Annotated in this window: 24 protein-coding genes; 2 read left to right on the top strand and 22 right to left on the bottom strand. The window is 47.4% G+C overall.

What is annotated here, in order from left to right:
• Positions 1–102: 102 nt before the first annotated feature.
• A complete protein-coding gene (locus H6F94_RS29550) occupies positions 103–489 on the top strand; it encodes a nuclear transport factor 2 family protein (protein WP_190805820.1) in 387 nt (128 codons plus the stop codon).
• Positions 490–765: 276 nt separating this feature from the next.
• Here the strand turns inward: H6F94_RS29550 and H6F94_RS29545 are convergent, their stop codons facing one another.
• The 14 genes from H6F94_RS29545 to H6F94_RS29480 all read right to left on the bottom strand — a co-directional run bounded on the left by H6F94_RS29545 (position 766) and on the right by H6F94_RS29480 (position 10750).
• Positions 766–957: a CsbD family protein gene (locus tag H6F94_RS29545; RefSeq protein ID WP_190805819.1), complete on the bottom strand. Its 192-nt coding sequence runs from the start codon at positions 955–957 to the stop codon at positions 766–768.
• A 476-nt stretch (positions 958–1433) separates the two neighbouring features.
• Complete coding sequence (locus tag H6F94_RS29540) at positions 1434–1772, bottom strand: DOPA 4,5-dioxygenase family protein (RefSeq protein WP_190805818.1); 339 nt, start codon at positions 1770–1772, stop codon at positions 1434–1436.
• 121 nt (positions 1773–1893) lie between these two features.
• A complete protein-coding gene (locus tag H6F94_RS29535) occupies positions 1894–2346 on the bottom strand; it encodes a GNAT family N-acetyltransferase (RefSeq protein ID WP_190805817.1) in 453 nt (150 codons plus the stop codon).
• Positions 2347–2461: 115 nt separating this feature from the next.
• Positions 2462–3001 carry a VOC family protein gene (locus H6F94_RS29530; protein ID WP_190805816.1) on the bottom strand — a complete coding sequence of 180 codons (540 nt, stop codon included), beginning with the start codon at positions 2999–3001 and terminating at the stop codon, positions 2462–2464.
• Positions 3002–3140: 139 nt separating this feature from the next.
• Positions 3141–4304 (bottom strand): L-dopachrome tautomerase-related protein, encoded by a 1164-nt coding sequence (locus tag H6F94_RS29525; protein ID WP_190805815.1) that lies wholly within the window; start codon positions 4302–4304, stop codon positions 3141–3143.
• A gap of 70 nt (positions 4305–4374) precedes the next feature.
• Positions 4375–4965, bottom strand: a complete 591-nt coding sequence (locus H6F94_RS29520) for a VOC family protein (RefSeq protein WP_190805814.1) — start codon at positions 4963–4965, stop codon at positions 4375–4377.
• A gap of 18 nt (positions 4966–4983) precedes the next feature.
• On the bottom strand, positions 4984–5475 hold the full coding sequence (locus H6F94_RS29515) for a VOC family protein (RefSeq protein ID WP_190805813.1): 492 nt from the start codon (positions 5473–5475) through the stop codon (positions 4984–4986).
• A gap of 113 nt (positions 5476–5588) precedes the next feature.
• Complete coding sequence (locus H6F94_RS29510; RefSeq protein WP_190805812.1) at positions 5589–6158, bottom strand: DUF1579 family protein; 570 nt, start codon at positions 6156–6158, stop codon at positions 5589–5591.
• Between the two features lie 127 nt (positions 6159–6285).
• Positions 6286–6429, bottom strand: a complete 144-nt coding sequence (locus H6F94_RS29505) for a hypothetical protein (RefSeq protein ID WP_190805811.1) — start codon at positions 6427–6429, stop codon at positions 6286–6288.
• The gene (locus H6F94_RS29500; RefSeq protein WP_190805810.1) at positions 6423–6587 is read right to left on the bottom strand and encodes a hypothetical protein; all 165 of its coding nucleotides are present in this window, start codon (positions 6585–6587) and stop codon (positions 6423–6425) included. Before H6F94_RS29500 ends, H6F94_RS29505 begins: the two co-directional genes overlap by 7 nt.
• 76 nt (positions 6588–6663) lie before the next feature.
• Positions 6664–7608 carry an AraC family transcriptional regulator gene (locus H6F94_RS29495; RefSeq protein WP_190805809.1) on the bottom strand — a complete coding sequence of 315 codons (945 nt, stop codon included), beginning with the start codon at positions 7606–7608 and terminating at the stop codon, positions 6664–6666.
• Positions 7609–7862: 254 nt separating this feature from the next.
• A complete protein-coding gene (locus H6F94_RS29490; protein WP_190805808.1) occupies positions 7863–8291 on the bottom strand; it encodes a hypothetical protein in 429 nt (142 codons plus the stop codon).
• A gap of 43 nt (positions 8292–8334) precedes the next feature.
• On the bottom strand, positions 8335–9513 hold the full coding sequence (locus tag H6F94_RS29485; RefSeq protein ID WP_190805807.1) for a benzoate/H(+) symporter BenE family transporter: 1179 nt from the start codon (positions 9511–9513) through the stop codon (positions 8335–8337).
• Between the two features lie 247 nt (positions 9514–9760).
• The gene (locus H6F94_RS29480; protein ID WP_190805806.1) at positions 9761–10750 is read right to left on the bottom strand and encodes a homocysteine S-methyltransferase family protein; all 990 of its coding nucleotides are present in this window, start codon (positions 10748–10750) and stop codon (positions 9761–9763) included.
• Between the two features lie 327 nt (positions 10751–11077).
• On the opposite strand from H6F94_RS29480, the gene H6F94_RS29475 reads away from it, so the two are divergent.
• Positions 11078–11212 carry a hypothetical protein gene (locus H6F94_RS29475; protein ID WP_242041461.1) on the top strand — a complete coding sequence of 45 codons (135 nt, stop codon included), beginning with the start codon at positions 11078–11080 and terminating at the stop codon, positions 11210–11212.
• A 105-nt stretch (positions 11213–11317) separates the two neighbouring features.
• On the opposite strand, the gene H6F94_RS29470 is transcribed toward H6F94_RS29475, so the two are convergent.
• The 8 genes from H6F94_RS29470 to H6F94_RS29435 all read right to left on the bottom strand — a co-directional run bounded on the left by H6F94_RS29470 (position 11318) and on the right by H6F94_RS29435 (position 18760).
• A complete protein-coding gene (locus tag H6F94_RS29470; protein WP_190805805.1) occupies positions 11318–12796 on the bottom strand; it encodes an alpha/beta fold hydrolase in 1479 nt (492 codons plus the stop codon).
• Positions 12797–12866: 70 nt separating this feature from the next.
• A complete protein-coding gene (locus H6F94_RS29465; protein ID WP_190805804.1) occupies positions 12867–13814 on the bottom strand; it encodes an SDR family NAD(P)-dependent oxidoreductase in 948 nt (315 codons plus the stop codon).
• A gap of 53 nt (positions 13815–13867) precedes the next feature.
• Positions 13868–14731, bottom strand: coding sequence for an AraC family transcriptional regulator (locus H6F94_RS29460; RefSeq protein WP_190805803.1), 864 nt, complete (start codon positions 14729–14731; stop codon positions 13868–13870).
• 40 nt (positions 14732–14771) lie between these two features.
• Positions 14772–15581, bottom strand: coding sequence for an SDR family oxidoreductase (locus H6F94_RS29455; RefSeq protein ID WP_190805802.1), 810 nt, complete (start codon positions 15579–15581; stop codon positions 14772–14774).
• Positions 15582–15763: 182 nt separating this feature from the next.
• Complete coding sequence (locus H6F94_RS29450; protein ID WP_190805801.1) at positions 15764–16321, bottom strand: GNAT family N-acetyltransferase; 558 nt, start codon at positions 16319–16321, stop codon at positions 15764–15766.
• A gap of 31 nt (positions 16322–16352) precedes the next feature.
• On the bottom strand, positions 16353–17483 hold the full coding sequence (locus H6F94_RS29445) for a M20 family metallopeptidase (protein WP_190805800.1): 1131 nt from the start codon (positions 17481–17483) through the stop codon (positions 16353–16355).
• Positions 17484–17572: 89 nt separating this feature from the next.
• Positions 17573–18082, bottom strand: coding sequence for a GNAT family N-acetyltransferase (locus tag H6F94_RS29440; protein ID WP_190805799.1), 510 nt, complete (start codon positions 18080–18082; stop codon positions 17573–17575).
• Between the two features lie 96 nt (positions 18083–18178).
• Positions 18179–18760, bottom strand: a complete 582-nt coding sequence (locus H6F94_RS29435; RefSeq protein ID WP_199320699.1) for an HD domain-containing protein — start codon at positions 18758–18760, stop codon at positions 18179–18181.
• Positions 18761–18858 lie beyond the last annotated feature (98 nt).

Here is an 18858-nt window from a genome sequence, read left to right as displayed (position 1 = left end):
CGAGTAACATCTAGCTGTGAACCTTCGATACATTACATTGATAGAGGTGGAGTTAGTGCTCTAGACCCAGGTTGTTACACTTTCGTCATGCAGAATAACTCAATGTCACCAGAAACCATCCAAGCTTTAGTCACTGCCTACTTCGCTAACTTCCAAGCCATGAACCCAGATGCTTGGATTGAGAGTTTCACAGAGGATGCCTTAATCTACGATCCAGTCGGTAAGCCACCTAATAAAGTCCATGAAACTGCTCGAAAGTTTTTTGGACTGCTCTCGATGTTTTTTGAAAAACTACAGATATCCCAGGATCAGGTCTTCATTGTAGAAAATGGAGCAGCCGTCAAATGGACTATGCAGGGCTGGGCAAAGAATGGGAAACGAGGCACTGCTGAGGGCATTAGCGTGTTTGAGATCCACGAAACCGGCAAGATTCAACAGGTTTCCTCCTATTGGGATGATGCTGCAATGATGGCCCAGGTTAGAGACTGAGGGTGAGATTTTGAGAGATAGGGCTAGCCTAGTAAGCCTTAATAAGTTCCTATCTAGTGATAGAACTTCAAGTATTGTCCACGCCTCTCCTGTAATTCTGTGGCAAAACCTTAAGTCTGGAGCAGGTTCGATTTAAATTAGCAAAGACCCATCCTGGAACAATTCTAGGATAGGCTTTTGCTTTTATTAAGGTCGGGTTATTCTCTTAACCCGGCTCAGCCTAAGGGGTTGCTCTCTACAAGGAGCCCTTATTTATGCCCTTAGTGATGCTCTTAGTTACAGAGCTTCGTCGACTATTTCTTTCGCTTTTTCTTTGATGTTTTCTTTGGCATGCATAGCCTGGGCTTGTCCCTGCTTTGCCTGACCTTCCAGTTGGTCCTCTGGGTCGCCTGTTACTTTACCCCAGGCTTCCTGGACCTTACCTTCCAAGTTCTTGCCAGTCGCTTTAGCTCTATCTTCAGCGCTCATATCTAACTCCTAAGTTGTTAAAACCGAATGGACTTAAGGTTCTAAGCTCAGACTACACAGCGTTGCGAGCAACCAATCCATAGACAAATTGAACAACTTCAATGTACGCTGTCGAACACAGCTTTAGTGTCCTCCTCAAGACTTATGTTTTGGTAATGCTTTCTCTCCTCATACCTTTGGCTCAAGGTTAGGAATGCGTTAACCCTGTCCCTATTCCTACTAAAGATAAAGATGGGTCACTTACTGCCCCTGCATCTTGCGATTCAACCCGGATAGCTAAGCCAGTAGACTAGGGGATTAAGTAGTCTGCGCTGTAAACTCGTGCTGATGTTGCTCCACAAATTGGCGGATAAGCCCGGTGAGATTATCTTTGTATTTGTAGAACTCGTGGTCTTCGGCTAATGTGGCTCCAATCAAACGAGCATCTCTACCGTTGTTGTTCTATCTGCCAAATTCTAGCCATAAGCTGCTCAAGCTTACCGAAGAAACTCGACATTAAGCTCTAGCTTCTCTCCTAACCACAAAGAGCGGTCGGTATGGTCTCCCACATCGTCCCCTGTTTCAGGGTGAACCAAAATATCTAGCCCCTCACGATTGAGCATTAACCAGGGAACAAGCTTGCCGAATTGCTCTGGAGAAAATGCAACTTGATACATCGCTTTGGGATGAGGGCCGATGGGCCGGTCATGCCAACGCCCTAGTTGTACTTCAAACCTAGTGCTTAATCCTTCGCGGATACGGGCCGCTGCGTCCCGGCTTGCAGGGTCAAAGTAGATATGAGCATGAAAGTCAATAATTTTGGTAGTATCTTGCATCTTGACCAGTTCCAGTCTTTAGTCGCAATCCCAAACAATGCGGTTGTAGTCTTATTGATTGTATGTTGACTCACAAGGTTAAACAGCATTCTCTACTTGCCACTGCCAAACCCTTCCATCTTCAGGATCCTCGACTTCGCCTACCAGCTGCATACCGAACTTTTGCCAGAATCCTGGCTGATGCATTGCGTTCGGGTAAGGTATGGGCAATTATGTGACGGACTTCGGCTGACTCTACGCCAATCGCGATCAGCTTTTCTGCCATTGCTGTTGCGTAACCCTGGCCCTCGAACTGGGGAAAGGTGAAATAAGCAATTTCGACCACGCCATCAGGAGTTGGCGCAGCTTTAAAAGCACAAGTACCAACTACAACCTTAGTTTTATCATCTATAGCAAGATAACCCAGCCAAGGCAGGTTTGGAGTCCTGGCTGTCGTCATTGCTAGGGTCTGCTGTACAACTTCCCTCACAAGGTCTGAGTTTTCTGCTAACTCAGCTTGAAAATAAATGCTAAAGTGCTCGCCTCCCTCTTCAATGACTTGTAAAACTTCTTCATTAACAGGAATTAATCTCACGGCGCTTATCTAAGCCGAGAAGATTTCACAGTTTATTCAACTATACGTAGTGGTTGACCGACAAGCATCTTAATACAAAATTCGGTCGTAAGTTATTACTATTGACCATGATTGGTCATTGGATATCTTTATATAACTCTAAGATATTGCCATCTATATCCCTAAAATAGACAATGCGAATACCAGGTGGATTGTAGGTTGCTGGTGGACTAACAAATTCAACACCACGTGCCCTCAATATTTCATAGGCTTGATCGACGTCATCAACTGCAAATGCTAAATGTCGCCAGCCCTGCGAGAGCATGTGTTGAGGAGGAAGTACATTTTGCTCCTCTGGTCTGATTGACCTCTTGACTTGAGCCAGATCGATGCGGAACCCTGGTATTTCCATCCAAGCGATTTGGACATTGCCGTTATCTAAGACGACCCGCTGGGTTTCATTAAAACCCAGCTTCTCTGAATACCATTTCGATGCAGTATTGACATCTGCAACCGACACGGTCATGTGGTGAATTTGCAGTGGGAGCTGACGCTGCGCTAACGGTGCAGCATTTTGAGCTGGCTGCCGAGGAGTCTGTTGAGCAGCGCTATACATTGCCAAAAAACCTATCATTAAAACTGATAGAGTGATGGCTGGCCACAATTTTCTGAGCACGGCTAGTTCTCCAACTGGAAATTCACTTACAAAGCCATCACTTACAAGGCCGCAATTGCAACTAATCACGCATAAAATTCGCCAGTTTAATCAACCCAAAATTAGTACAAAGGCACGGTGCCAATCCTACCGGGAGCGTTTAGCGGGCCGGTGCAAGTGGTCGAAAACGGAGCAGGTAATAAGGCGGAACACCGCTATCCACAGGCTGAAAGAAGACACTTCTGTGCGCTTGGTTCGTTGCTACATAAACATAGCCATCTACAGCAGGTTCAAAGCCTTCGCTGAAGTTCAATAGTTTGTCATCACGACGAATCAATCGATAGTTGCCTTGATCGTTGGTAACACCAATCGCGTTGTATTGTAAATCTGTGTTGTAGACATTGCCGGCGGTATCGACCATTAAACCATCACCAATGTTCCGGTCACCATACCTTTGCACTCGGCTACCCAGTTCACTTGCGCTGAGGTTTGCATTTGCTAAATCCTGAGTTGCAATACGGTAGACGCTCGTACTTGTCATGGGAGCGTAGTAAAGCCACTCCTGAACCGGATCAAGGGCAATGCCATTCACACCCCAACGGGAAGGGATTTGTGTGCCTTGCTTATCGATAGTCAGCATCAAGGGTTTCCCTTCAATGATAGTGTTGAGCGGCTCGGCCTGCACAGTGCGGTGTCCCTGTAGGATGCGACGTGCCTGCCCACTATTTAAGTCAACCACCACCAATGCAGGATTAAACCGTTGAGGCTCAAAGCCGCCACCTGTGTCTGCAATAATGGCCTGATTGTTTTTCTCGTCAATCACAAAGTCTTGAAGTGCAGAATTTGGCTCATAAGCTGGTGGAGAAATGGAGATTTCTTTCACTAGTGTTTCGGTGTTTGTATTCCATCCCACTAACTTTGGCAATCTACCGTTCCCACCCATATCTAGCATCCAAAGAACCCCTTTGCTGTCTAGCCGTAGGGAATGAGATTCATATTTTGCTCCAGCAGGATAGTCGCGGAGAGTGCCATCCGGTAGCAATTCGTGAACTTTATTTGGGTTCGGCGCACCGAAATGCTCTGTCCAAATGATTCTGCCATCCTGTGTTCTAACAACAGCCGAGGGACGAATCGGCAGAGTCGCAACGACTTCAAGCTCAACTTCATTCGTTACAGGTCTTTCAGGTAACCTGACTGTAGCTTGAGTAACCTGGCGCACAGGTTCTTGTCGGGTTGAGTTTTGTGCAGCAGTGAGTCCAGTCGCGCTCACCAGGAGAACGGCAGGGATGACAACAGTTAGCGTTCTGCGAATTGAAGGTTGCATAGAGTTTAAGAAGAAGTAGAATTTGCGCAAAAAATGTGATCAACAATGATCAACCTTGCCGAGAGAATGTTCAGTTTCTCTCCCAGATTGCAATCAAGTTGCCATTGTTATCGCGGAAATTAGTGACAGAAGTTCCAACTTCAGGAATGTATCTACTCTCCCAAATAAGTTCAACTCCTTTTGACTTAAGCTGAGCATCTGCGGATTTCAGGTCATCGACCCAGAAGACCAAATTTCTCAATCCTTGTACCTTAAGGTGATCTGGTGGTTCTTTCGGGCTGCCCTCTAAGTTTTCGCTGCCAGCAATATGAATTAGATCAATAAAGAATCCATTGTTTTCAATTAAGGCAATCTCAATTCCTGTAGAAACACGGCGTCTGTTCTGAAGCTGGAAACCTAGATTATCCTCATACCACTTTACAGATGCGTCAATATCCGAGACAGAAATCGCAACGTTGAAGATTTGCAGCGAATCTAGACCGTTTTTTGCAGCAGCTTCAGCATGTTGACTAATCGTTGAGTGAGGAGGGCTTGCTGAATTCTCAAAAGTTCGCGCCTTGGCGGATTGGGTGGCTTGAAATAAGACGAGGAGTGAGCTAGACAGAATAGCCGAGGCAGCGACACTCTTAAAAAACGGATGGTTCTGTGTAAAAGGTTTCATAAACACTCCTCTCGACTTTTAATTAAGTTCCTGGACGAGTTCGATCAAATTGCCATTGTTGTCTTTGATGAAGCAAAGCTTGAGCTGAAGCGCTTCATCTACCGTTGGCTCCCATAAGAATCTCACACCTCGCCTTTTGAGCTCTGCTGGAACTGCATCCAAATCATCCACTGCGAGAGCAATATGCTTGTATCCCTGTACCAATAAATCATCGGGAACTGTTGCAGGTGGTGGCTGTGCCCGGGCCGAGTTTTGCCGTGCGAAGATCTCAAGGCGAAATCCATTCAGTTCTAAAAATGCTTGCTGCGTTGATAGCTGGGTCAAATCACGTCTAAGAGTGACTTTGAAGCCGAGTTTGTCTTGATACCATTGGAGTGTTTCTTCAAAGTTGGGAACAGATAGTGCCACATGATGAGGTCTTGGAGAGCCCAGTGGCATAACGGTTGATTGATTCACTGTGAGATCTGAAGTTGTAGGCTGCGCTTGCACTTCTGTTTGCTTTGGCTGCATTGCCAAAAAGTTCACAAGAACCAGAACTGCAAAGGTACTCAAAGCAATTCTCAAAAATCTTCGCATATGTGTAATCGATTTGCCATTTCAAGCTTCTTCACCGAATAGAGCCGCTATTGAATGCGTTCGTAAGTATATTCAATTGCTAAAAACTCGTTTTCTGCCGGATATTGGAAATATTGACTTAATACCTGTCGCCGGTTGCTCTGAATCTGAAGAACATGGCGCAACTTGGTAGAACGTCCATCAATGTCTGAAGTAAGACCTGGGAAGGTATAGGTCATGCCAAAGCTAATATTGTTGCCCTCAATCCCAACGTTGCGAAGGCTCATTAGACCAGGAGTGCGGGTATCCATTGATGCCAGTTGGTATTCCTGATCGAGAGGTTGGTAAGTGTAGAGAGCAAGCCGTGTGAATGGTTGCTCATTAGCCGCACCTTCCATGATTTCAAAGAGAGTTGTGCAATCCTCCAACCAATAGCGGCGTGCCGTAATTCCGGTGAATTCAACAGGCATTGCGTTGGCTGTAAACCGTGCAGTTTGCCTGACGCGAAATGTTCCAATCATTGGCTGAAGTTTGCGATGAAACTCACTGGGTAGCGCCAAACGCTCATTAGCGTTCATGTTTGGGGTAGCAGTTCGATTCAGGGTTTCAGCAGAGCAAACACGAATTGGTGTAGTCATCTGACTCTGAATTATGCCGTTTTGGCTTTGAGCGCTCGCAACTTGTGAGCTAGTGTTGAGCGATGCAATTCCTAAAAGGATCGAAACCATCAAGACAGTCGCAACACCGTAAATAAACTTGCGTCGCCTAGATTTCATAATTGCCCGTGGCCTTAGCCACCATATCAGCGCCCTCGCCTGCCAGTCTCAGAGTCGGCACTCGCCCAATGCCGCGTGCTGCACTACTGATGAGGTCAACTTTGCCCGCAACCCCGTCTCCCTTAGCTAGCACTTGCGGATTTGTGGACGGCTGTTGTGCGGCACTGTGGCAGCAGAAAGTATGCTTTCTGCTGCCACAGTGCCAAGAGCAGTTGCCCCACCCACAATCAGTTTGCGGCGAGTCGAAAAGATTTTGGCTGGGGAAGAGCCTCTATCATTATCGGCGTTCATACCAACCACTCCTTTTGAAATCCAGTTGGAGTAAGCGCTAGACGCTTCTCGTTATCTGTTCCAACTCTAGAAGGACTCAGGCAGTGCAGTCTTGGACACTCTTGCTAATCCATAGGACATTCTTGCTACTCTGCTGCATCGCTTTAGGAGAAACCCCCACAATTCGCTTGAAGTGGCGGCTAAGGTGACTTTGATCGTAAAAACCGACCTGAGTAGCAATATCGGTGATGGCCATCTCGCCCTGCTGCAATAATTCCTTGGCACGCTCAACCCGACAATGAATCTGATACTGATGCGGTGCTGAACCGGTTGATCGCTTGAATAAGCGTGCGAAATGATATGCGCTCAAATTGACTTCAGCCGCAATTTCCTCCAAACTCAAATCCTGATTTAGATGTTCCTGTATGTAAGCAATGACTTGTTTTAATTTCGACTCAGATAAGCCCCCTGTGTACTGCTGAACTGATCTTTCAATGGTGCTGTACTCTCTGATTAAGTGAACGACTAGAGCATTGACTAATGACTCAGCATAAAGACGACTGCCCACTTTTTTAGATTCTAATTCTGCAAGAAGCAATTGGCCGATTTGTCGGATTTGAGGATCAGCCGCTGCAAAATGATTGAGAATTTCAACGCGGACCGAATCAACCTCAACTGCTTCTAGGGCTACCTTGGCAACTAAGGCTGGCTCAAGACACAAATGTAAAACATTAACCTCATTGTGCCAGGCCCATTCAGTGGGGCGATTAGCAGGAGTCAAGATCATGTCTCCCCTGGTAACTTCGGCTTCATAAACCTGTCCGTCCAACTGCTGCACTAAGCGATACGGTGTTCCACAGTTCAAGGTGATGAGATGGTGTGCAAGCGGAGGAGAAACCAGACTATTGGCAGGATGATGATAGTATTCAACCGCAATGCCTTTCCAGCTTTTTGACTTGCTCGAAAGCAAGGGCTGATCCGGTAACTCATCCAATAGGCTAATTGGCTTGAGGGGATCATCCTTAAACTGGCGCTGGTGCATCGGGTTGAGTTCGCAGAAGCTACATGAGAAGTATACAGTGGTGCCCCTGGAGTGATCACCCTACTACAGAGCTGTAAGCAACTGTTGTTTCTGTGCTATCACTCCACAAATAGCATCGTGTTGATGAATAAGGAATATGAATTGGTACAGGGATTCAAGAAATAATGCCTTTCCTGATCTTCGTTTTAGATTTTATTGCAGAAGCAATTCAAATTGAATTTGATACGATTTTCCTGAGGGGCGAACTCGTGGTTCTAGCGTGAACGTTGGCGTGAGCGGTGTAAATAACGTCCAATACCCCATACAGCAGCACTCAATAGACCGGCATTAAGAACAACTAGCCAGAGCAGGTGAATGAGAGAAACTTGGCTCACCAGTTTTGTATTTGTAGTTGCGTAAAGCAGTAATCCTGTCCACATGAGCAGTAACACCAGCGCCAATGCAGTTCTACCGGTAGGGCGCTCAAATGACCAGGGGCGCAAGATCAAATGCAGTAAAGCAATTTCAACGAAGGAAGCAACAATAGTTCTGTGCAGGTCTCCCTCAAAATTTGTGATCGATAGTGGGTTCATCTCTTGTGACGGAGGCGAGTTACTAACGATACTTAAGTACATTGAGCCCAATAGGACAATCCAGTAAGCCCCTAGGCTATACAGTCTGAACCAACGCCAAAAAGATCTCATTTTGAACCTGTTCTGGTGTTCATTCTAGAGCAGCATAAGGCAACTACCCAGAACGGCGCCTTGCCTGCAATACCGCAAGCGATAACGCACCACCCACCAACCCCCAAAACGCTGAGCCGATCCCGAATAAGGTAGTGCCAGATGCCGTTACCAGGAATGTAATCAGTGCAGGCTCGCGCTCTCCCTCTTTTGCCAACGCGGCTGCTAGCCCATTGCCGATTGTGCCTAACAGTGCCAGCCCGGCGATCGCAAGCACCAGTTCCTTGGGGAATGCCGTGAATACTGCCCCGACTGTGGCACCAAATAGCCCAATCAAGATGTGGAAGACGCCAGCGGCAACTGCTGCCACATAACGCTTAGCTGGATCTTCGTGGGCTTCTCGACCCATGCAAATAGCGGCTGTAATCGCTGCAAGATTCAAGGCGAAAGCGCCAAAAGGTGCCAACACGAGAGTTGCAGCCCCAGTCCAGCCGATCAGCGGCGAGATCGGGACTGAGTAGCCGGATGCACGAATTACGGCGACTCCAGGCACGTTCTGTGAGGCCATTGTGACCACAAACAGCGGTAAGGCCATGCTAACTAAGGCACTAACCGAAAACTGTGGCAGCGTCAAAACCGGCTCTGCCAGTTGCAGGCGTACGGCCTCAACATGCAGTAGCCCTTGTCCTCCAGCAATGGCTATACCCACTAGCAACGCGGCAATAACTGCGTAGCGCGGCACAGTGCGGCGTGCAAGCAAGTACACGCAGAACATAGCGAACGTCATCACAAACTGCGTCTTCATGGCGACAAAGACATCCAGCCCGAATCGCAACAGAACGCCAGCCAGCATCCCCGAAGCAATAGATATTGGAATGCGGTTAATGATGCGCTCAAACCAGCCGGTAAAACCGCAAAGCGTGATCAATACTCCTGAGATTAGAAATGCTCCGATCGCTTCCCTCATCGGAACTCCAGCCGCCGAGGTAATTAGCATCGCTGCCCCTGGTGTGGACCAAGCGGTTACAACTGGAACTCGGTAACGCAGGGATAAGGTGATGGAGGTTAGCCCCATGCCTAAGCCGAGCGCACACATCCAGGAGCCAATCTCAGCGGGTGAGGCCTGGAGGGCCTGGGCTGCCTGAAAAACAATGACGGCTGAGCTGGTAAACCCAACCAATACAGTGACAAAACCTGCGATAACCGCAGAGGCTGAGAAGTCTTTGAGTAAAGTTATGCGCATGGGCGTGCCGAAGCTTAGGAATACCGAGTGAAGAAATCGGCTTTAGACACCTTAAGGTTGTCGGACCCAAGCTGAGCTGTATTGGATAGAATTGCCCTTTTGAGGCCGCTCTAAAAGCTTCTAAACACTCGATGCCACCACCCGCCGCAGATAACCTAACAAGGCTTAGGCTAATAAGTCTCAAAAGTAAGTCTCAAAAGATTACTCGGCGGTCGGGTGTAGCTCTGCTATGGCACCTCTATAACGTCTAGTAGATAGTCTGTAGTTGTCCCCCTCGCGAGACATGAGTCCATAACAGAGGCAGGTAGGCTTTGCAGATCGCTTCGACATGGCGATGATCTGTGCCGCAACAACCCCCAAGCACGTTTAAATTCTTCAAGCTGCTTTTTAGCTCACGGTACTGGTTACCGAGTTCCTCTGGGTTGCCGTCATCCAATTGCTCTGCCTCATTCAGCTCAGCATGGCTCTTGGTGGATGCATTCGCTCGAATGCCGCGAATTCGTTCTAACCACGGTTCCTCCTCAACCAACACACTCGAAAAGTGAGTTGGATGGGCACAGTTGATCATGTAGTAAGCGGGCGCACTATTCGTGTCTCTGTCAGTTTGTTCGATAGCATCCTTTAATGTTTGACCCGTTGGCAGCTTGCCATCTGTTTCAACCGTAAAGGAGATAGCTACAGGCATGCCAAGTGACTGAGCTGCACGGGCAATGCCAATCGCTTCCTCAACATAGGTCATGGTGATCGCACTCACCATATCCGCATCGGCATCCCGAAAAGTTGCAATCTGGTTTAGGTGATACTGTTCTGCTTCCGCCTCGATCATCAGCTCAGCAGGATCGTAGCCATCGCCCCGAGGCCCAATGCAGCCACTGATCACCATGCGGGTGTTTTCAGTCTCGTATTCCTCTCGGATAGCATGAAGCAATTCGATTGCCTTGCGATTTATATCAGCTAATGCTTCGCTGGAATAGCCAAGTTTGGCAGCCCAATCTGGATTAGCACGCCAAGTTGCACTTTCAAGAATGAAACCAATTTGATAGTCTTTAGCAAGCATGGCGTAGGTCCGAAAGTACTTCTGAAGTGCTTTCTGCCCTGCCTCATGCCTCAACAAATCGAAAGCAGCGAAGTCTGGTAACTCTAATCCTTCGTGAAAAATAAGCGTGGTTTCAATGCCACCATCGGTGAGGAACAGATCGCTCGATAGCTGCGGTAAACAGTTTCTGTATTGTGCCATTTTGTCTCCCCTTGTGGATTATTGCGCGCGAACGGCATGATTGCGAGTTGGGTAATTTAAACAACGGGCGCTGATGCCCTAGCCTGAATAATGATGCCGAGTTACTCGAACTCGTACCTACACTAAATGCCGATAGCATAACTGCTACTGTCTAGCGGAACTCGCCATATCCTATTGATTGAATAGGTAGAACTTGCCTGAGTTATGCAGTGCTTTCAAAAGCGTGCTACTTGCAACTCAGGTCAGGGATAGCTCAGCAATATCCTTTGATCAAACCTTCGGCAAACGATTGCAGGGGTGCTAGGTGGAGCACCGCCGAGCATCCAAATGCAGCAACTCTGCCATTTCTTCCGGGCTGATATGGATTATGGTTGGCGTGTTGCTCAGTCCCGAAACATTGAGATCAACTCTGCGATGTTGCAACAGAACCAACAGAACAATCCTCAGCCTGTAACTGCCTAAATCATTAAGCTCCAGTTCTTCTTTGAAACTCTTTTTTGATTGGATAGACCTGTCAAAAACAAGTCTATCCACCCAAATTGTTTTGGCTGATGCTTCCCCACCTTTTCACTGCTGGGAGTTGATGAAAGCGGTGACTAATGAGAGCGCTTCGCGGATCTTGGCCTCGCTATCATAGAAATCAAGCTGTGAGCCACTAATCCAGTGAACTTCTGGCTTATTGGTCATTGCACTAATGAATCCCTTGGCACCTTGAGGAATCGCGCCATTTTCGGAGTGGACAATGACCGTTGGTATGCGAATGAGCGGTGCTGAAGTGTGTGAGTTGTAGGTGAGCCACTCAGGCCAAGATAGAACGGCGAATCGATTGCCCCATTGTGGAAGTAACCCTCGGCTGGTGTTGAAGTAGTAATCATAAATTCCAGGCGAGGGAACGTACATTGCAGCACGTGCATCATCAGTGCTCGCACTTGCAATAAACCTAACCTCGCCCGTGCGCTCATAGGTTTTGCGGGCATCTTGTCCTTCGTTGAGCAGTCCATCGTAGCCATTAGGGCTAATGCCAGGACGAGCAACATAGGAGCTTCGAGCGATCTCAGGTGTGTGTAACCAAGGGGCCACTAAGGCAAGCCTCTGAACCCTCCTGTCTTCGGCTGCAGCTTTGGCAGCGTAGCCCGCACTGGCGCAAACGCCTACCACCGTGATTTTCGCACTTCTCAGTTCAGGTCGCTGTGAGATGTAGGAGATGGCAGATTTGAAGTCATCTGTTTTCCGTTGGGGCGATTCATAGTGACGAGGTTGCCCTTCGCTTTCACCGTAGCCACGGAAATCAAAGATCAGAGTTGTCAACCCATCTTCAGCGAATCGTCTTGCGTAGAGCATTGGCATCTGCTCTTTAACAGTTGTCCAAGATCCAGCGGCAATAATGACTTCATTTGTTTTTGGGTTGTTGGGTTTATAGAGCCAACCCTTTAGAGTGTCCCCACCACTTTTAAAGGTTACGTGTTCAACAGTGTGGTTACGAACTGGATCTGCGATGCCCGATCGTCTTTTCGCTTCGTTGAGAACTTCAATATTGCCAGAAGATCTCCCTGGGATCATACGCATTCGCATGATCTTGAGAGTGCCATTCTGGTTTTCAAACTCATATTCGTAGCGACCTTCTAATGTCCACTGATCACCACCAGAAACTCCCTTCAAGGTGTGAGTGGCAGAAAAGCGTGAGATGGCCAAGATTCGGCCATCTTTTTCTCTAACTTGAGTCTGCGAGATCTGATGGCGAGTGTTATCGAATGCGGTGAGCAGTGGCTGCCACCGACCGATGATCTCTTGGGAAGTCAGAAGCTCAGGATATCCGTAATCCAAGACAACTTTAGTAGAGAAGAGCCTTGAGAGTTCTTGCCATTTGCGCTGATCTGCAAGTAAAGCCACGTTGTTGACAACTTGTTTCGCAGCATCCGCATCAAAAGCAGGCTGTTGAGCTGCGCGCTCTTGAGTACGGCCCATCGAGACCGTACTCAAGAGCGATAGAAGTGAGATCCCAGACAGGATAATTCCACGTCGTGTAAAAGCGCTGTGTAGTTTCATACTGCCCGTAATATTTCAAAAATGGTTTTCCAAAAGCTTGGATGGTTCTGTGCTGTTACATCTGTAGGGACTAATCCAGTATTCCGCTAGTGACATCAACTAGGGAGCCATGAAATGCAGTAGCATCATCGGACGCCAGAAACATTACAGCCCGTGCCATTTCTTCAACAGTGTTTGTGCGTCCAATAGGGATTGCTTTTGATCCTTCTTCAAAAGACATACCGCGCTGTTCCCGTACCCGGCGCAACATCGGTGTATCTACGCCACCGGGTGAAATTGACGTAATCCGAATGTTGTCTTTGGCGTATTCTAAAGATGCTACTTTGGTTAATCCAAGCAGAGCATGTTTGCTAACACTATAGGGACCAATTTCTGTAAAACCCCTGTGCCCTGAGACTGAGGCTGTGTTGACAATACAGCCTCCCCTCTGCCTGAGCATATGGGGGATTTCATGTTTTAGTGAGTAAAATACCCCGGTTGTGTTCGTGTTCAATGTATCAAGAAAATCTGCAGCTGATTGTTCGTGCAATTTGGCCAGGTTTGGATTGACAATACCTGCATTATTAAATGCAATATCCAAACGACCATATTTCTGAACACAGCCATCTACAAATGCTTTGACATCTTCTTCGCGTCTCACATCAGCCTGCATGTAAGTTGACTCGCCCCCAAATCCCTTAATTCGGGCTTCAACTTGACGGCCTAAATTCTCACGCCGACCGCAAAAGAAGACCTTTGCACCTTCTCTAGCAAATGCGTAGGCAGTTCCTTCACCAATTCCTGATGTGGCTCCTGTAATCAGCACAACCTTGCCTGCAAATCTGCCATTCGGGTTGATAGTAGATGCAGGCCCAGGTGGTTTCTGTGTATTTGCCTGAGCTGTTCCAGATGCTATTGCTGTTGTCAGCCCAGCAACAGCGGCTCCACCGACCACTAGTTGCCTCCGAGTCAGCCCCTCCGCAGATTTTCGCTCGCCATTAGCTGCATTGACATCTGAATTTTCAAACTGTTTTGGCATCTTTTCAAGGGTTCCGAGCTTCGTCAGACTTTCCCTTTAGAAGACTAGCCGACTCAATCTAGATTGTCTTGTAGATTTTTGCGATCTTGTAGACGATATTGTCCTGGGGTGGTCTGAACTAAACGCTTGAACTGATGGGTAAAATGACTCTGATCAACAAAACCTGTGTCTATAGCAACTTGCTGGATTGCAATCCCTTGAGAAAGCAGAGTTTTAGCGTGGTTAATCCGCACTTGAGTCTGATACTGTTTCAGCGAGATACCAACTTCCGCTTTGAAAACTCGGCTCAGGTAGTACGAGCTTAAGCCTGCAATTTGAGCTAGATGATTGAGAGTGACATCTTCTCCATAGTGTTCTTGCAAATACTCACGAACTCGCCGGATTGCTTGACGCTCTCTTCCGGCAAGTCTTTGCTTAAGTGAGATGTCCGTATGATTTATAAGGAGTTGTGCCAGCAGAGCTAACAACAGAGAATCCTGCTCAAGCCTCGAAGCAACTCCTTGTGAAGCTTTGTGAAAATCTAAAAAATGCTGGGCGAGATCGGCATTTAGAATAATGGGATCAGAGAAAAAAGGTAAATTGGTTCCATTACCGGCAATCTCTAAAGCTGCTGCTCTGACCGTATCAGGATTGATATACAACATGCGAAACGTAGCAGGAGTCTGACGGTCTTCTATATCGCGCCCTGTGTGCATCTCGCCAGGATATATCACACTCAGACTTCCAGTGGGCACCCAGTAGTGAGTGCCTCGATAATAATACTCGCCAGGACAATCAAGGCTCAAGCAAAACTGGTATTCATCATGGCAGTGTTCCGGTAACCATTCGGCAGGGCAGGGTGCATAGCGGTAAAACTCTAGCAAGATATCTTCGAACAGCCAGCCCTTAATGATGTGTTGTGCTGGGTTTGATGTCATAAGCTGAGGGCGATAACTGTGTACGCAATTTAGAGGGGGTTTATTTCTTCTGCCCAAGCATCACAGCCGTGATTAAGAACCGCCAGAGTGCATCAGGAAGAATGGCATGCATGAGCAGAAAAGCTTCACCATAAGGCGAATAACGGAGCCTGTCTGAACGATCATTAGCAGCCTTGTAAATTGCCTTGGCGACCCCTTCAGGACCTGGTAGCCTATCATTGACTCCTTCACTGAATTGCTTTACTTGATTAATCATATCTGTATAAATAGGATGGTGAGCCCAGACTGTTCCACGATTGATGAAATTTGTCCTGATACCACCAGGCTCAATAATCTTTATTCGAATATTGAAGCGGCGTAGCTCATAGCGCAAAGCCTCAGATAAACCTTCCACTGCCCATTTTGTTGCGTGATAAGAAGAAATAAGTGGGAAGGCAAGGCGGCCTCCAATGGAGGCGACATTAATAATCGTACCTTCGCCCTGACGACGTAGAACTGGAAGGATCTGCTGGATGGTAGAAACTAGCCCGAAGACATTAGTTTGAAACTGCTGCTCGAATTGCTCAGGGGTTACACCTTCGATTGGACCCATTAATGCATAGCCAGCATTGTTTACTAGCACATCAATCTTGCCAAACTGCTCCAAAGTCTGATGGATCGCAGATTCAATCGTCTCGGGCTTAGTGACATGAAGGTATGGGTAGATAACTCGTTGACCTTCTGCCCAATCAACTATTTTCTTCGGTGATCGCATAGTTGCGGCAACGTTCCAGCCTCTTTGAAGGAAATACCGGGCTGTTGCTTCGCCAATCCCACTCGAAGCGCCTGTAATTAGAACCGTTCTACTCATTGTTGCCTTCTAGACAATTTCATCTCGCCTTTAGGCAGCTTAAACTGTGGGGTATAGTCCACAGTCAAGTAAAATTTTGTACTTCGTTGTAATTTTAATTAGTGCGCTCTCTATTATGCTGTTGCTCTCGTTGCGGGACTCGGCTTTAGGATATCTGGAGTAGGCGGTGGCCAGCATCTTCTCTACGGCGTCTGAGTCAGTAACTTCCAGGCCTCCCGTGTAAGCTGCCATTCGATCTGGCTCCAGCCTCGCGCGCACATCCAGTCGGGGCTAGGACGGGTACCAATTGCGATAAACCCATAGCGATGTGCTAAACGCGCTACACGCGAATTTGCACTAACAGAAATGCCTCGAATTTCATTTAACCCCAAATCGCGAAACCCGAACTCGACTAAAGCGCTGGCAACCTCAATTGCGTAGGCATAACGTCCCCAGAACTGTGGTGCTAGCTCGATGCCCAGTTCTGCTTGGTCAGGACCATAACCCTCACAGCGTAGGCCAGCACAGCCAACTAACTCCTGCGAGTTCCGGCGATCAATAATGGCAAGTTGATAATTGCGACGGGGGCGTTCGATTGCCCACTCGCTGAAAAGGTGAAGGAGCTCACGGGTATGGCTGAGTTCTACTTCTTCTGGCGCACAGAACTCGGCATACCGGGGATCAGCATGGTATGCGAAAAATGAGGGGGCGTCTTCCTGAGTAAAGTCTCGTAGAAGAAATCTCTTGGTGACGATTTCCATAATTAATAATTAGCTGCTATCTTGCGCTTCGTTACACACCACACCACTGCCTTACAATCAAGGCGTAGATTTCGATAGATTGCTCCAATTTCGAAATGTGGCAATACTCATCTGTCTTATGTGCCATTGAGGGTTCGCCGGGCCCCAAAATAATAGTAGGTGAAAAATTATAGGCAGGCGTAAAAACAGAGGCATCAGAGAAAAAAGTCGCACCTGCCGCCCTTGCTTCCTGGCCTGTAACGCTTCTCGTGATTGAAAAGACTTGCTGTATCCAATCGTGCTTCACGTCTGATACAACGCTGGTCGCTTCGTTGATAATGTTGACCTCTACCTCTCTGCCTAGTAGTTGCTGTAACTGCTCTCGGATATCTTGATGATCTAGACCAGGAATCGTCCGAATATCGACACCAATGATGGCTTGATCGGGTACAGAATTAATGTTTTGCCCGCCTGAAATCGTCCCAACATTGAGGGTGGGTTCTCCTAGAAACGAGTGTGGCGCAATTCCAAAATTGAACTGCTCCAATTGCAGTGAAGCGCGCGCAGCCTTGTAGATGGCGTTGTCACCTAGTTCTGGGGTTGAAGCATGGGCTGTAACACCTGAGGTGCGAATGGCAAATCGAACGGCACCTTTGTGCCCAATTAACGGATAGTTAGCCGTTGGCTCACCGACCACGATCGCCCCAGCTTCACCCAACGCACCTGGTTGCTCTGCGAGGTGATACGCGCCTGCACAGCAAGTTTCTTCACCGGCTGTAAAGATAAGCGTCAAGTTTGCATTACCTCTAGATGCGCTTGCAATTTCCTTAGCAGCAAAGATCATCGCAGCAACACCTGACTTCATATCGGATGTCCCTCGCCCATACAGTACATCACCGTCGGTTTCGCCATTGAAGGGCTCTTTCTGCCACTGGGATGTGCCAAGTGGAACCGTGTCAATGTGGCCTGTTAAGCAGAGCGGTAAATAGCTTTTGTCACCTCTTAACTTTGCTACTAGTGAGGTGCGCCCTTCAGCATAGGCATAATAATTTGTGCTGAACCCCAGATCCTCAAGCAAGCCGCCAATAAAACGAACGCACTCGTCTTCCTGCCCAGGTGGATTCATCGTATTAAACCTGAGCAGGTCTTGAGTGAACTGGAGACTGTTGAGTAGTGGTTTCATAGTTGTGATTTTATGGTTTCAAGGATCTAGAGAATTCGTCCTACCAATAGCCTTAACAACTTTATCCTGAATATGGACGGCTCAGCCTGTTAGAGGTCGCGTGCAAACAAATTAACTTCCGAACTGTTTTCAGACAACCTGATCACTTGTTCGAATCTTAAACCTAGCTTTTCGAGAACTTTGATTGAGCTGTGATTGTCCAATGTAGTTACACCCACAATGCGATTTAGGACCAGCGCATTTTTTGCGAGTCCTATCACAGCAGAGGCTGACTCATAGGCATATCCATTACCCCAAAAACTTGGCAAAAAAGCAAAGCCGATATCTACATCCTTCAAGGATTCCCTTTTAATCAGACCACAGATTCCAATCGGAATTCTGCTCTGCTTCAACTCAGTTAGGTATAGCCCGAAGCCAAACTGCTTATAGCTGTGAATCGGGCCTTTCAAGATATAGTCACGAGCATCATCAAGGGTTTTCACACCTTTGTCTCCAATGGAGTGCAACCAAGAGGGCTCGTTCACAAGCTCAAACATAAAATCTGCGTCTTCGATAGATAGTTTGCGAAGAATTAGCCGGTTTGTTTCCAGGATTTTCATAGTAAAAGTGTTTCTTCTGCATCTAACCCTCAATATTAGCGACTTACACGAATATCTGACGACCAGATTTAACACTCATGGTGGTATATGCCATTGTTATACAGCTCTAGTTACGTTCTCTAACCTCGCTATTGCTTGCATTAAATTTGCGCGGGCTCTTGCCTCGAACCTCTCTCTATACTCATCAAGATGATAGATGTGCTGCCGGTTCAGGAAGCTGCGTAAAATCTCTACCCTCTTCTGCCTAAAGAGGCTTTCTGGAACCCAAGCATACTCCTTCCTAATGTTCTCTTCATATCGCCAGAAAGTATCCTCTTCTCTGCCTAGGATTGAGAGGTCTACATCGATTAATATTTGTGCATCTCTGTCTTTTAGTTTGGCATTGTGACGGGTAGCTAAGATCAAGCGAGAGACTCTTTCAACAATAGCGTTGCCGAGACCGGATTGGTTAATAACAAACTGTGCCCACTCAGCACTTTTTTGCTCGTTCGCGCTTCCTCTTGGGTCATAAACAGCGTCATGAAACCAAATTGCTAACTCGATCTCTTCTGGGTGGGTAGCCAAAGATTTAGCTTGCTCGAATATGGTGAAGCAATCTTCGATATGGGTGAGGTTGTGGTAGAAGCGATGGGGTGAAGAATAGGCGCGAATCAACTTTTCCAAAACGTCTTGAGACACCGTAGGAGCCTGTAGTTTCTGCCAAGTCTCTTCCCAGTATTCTCTAAGCATTACCTACATCTTGTCTAACGAGTCTTTTAATAACTAACAACTAAGGA

It is taken from the genome of Leptolyngbya sp. FACHB-261 (assembly GCF_014696065.1).
Taxonomy (GTDB): domain Bacteria; phylum Cyanobacteriota; class Cyanobacteriia; order FACHB-261; family FACHB-261; genus FACHB-261.
This window is presented reverse-complemented; position numbering and strand designations above follow the sequence as displayed.